General features: G+C 33.7%; 1 protein-coding gene. It reads right to left on the bottom strand.

The features are described 5' to 3' along the window. Positions 1-353 (bottom strand): flavodoxin domain-containing protein (locus EII23_RS12590; protein WP_148091303.1); only part of this gene is annotated, 353 nt, incomplete at both ends.

Below are 353 nucleotides of genomic sequence, written 5' to 3'. Positions count from 1 at the left end.
TACAGGATAAATTCCAAGATTATAAGTTACTGAAGCAAGAACTATATGAGAGTATTTGAACGTATCTGATATTAGTTCCGATACATGTGTGTTTGATACATCGTGAATAACTACATTTGTCATTCCCTTTTCGCATAATTCCGTTGCAAGTGCTTGTGCTGCATATTCCGTATTTCCATACATTGATGCATATGCTATCATTACACCTGTTTCTTCAGGTTCATATTTGCTCCACTTGTCATATTTTTCCAACAGATATCCAAAATCACTTCTCCATACAAGACCATGTAATGGACAAATATATTTAATATCAAGTGTTGCTGCTTTCTTTAATACATCTTGAACAAAAGGAC

It is taken from the genome of Desulfovibrio sp. OH1186_COT-070 (assembly GCF_003860215.1).
GTDB lineage: Bacteria > Desulfobacterota > Desulfovibrionia > Desulfovibrionales > Desulfovibrionaceae > Desulfovibrio.
This window is presented reverse-complemented; position numbering and strand designations above follow the sequence as displayed.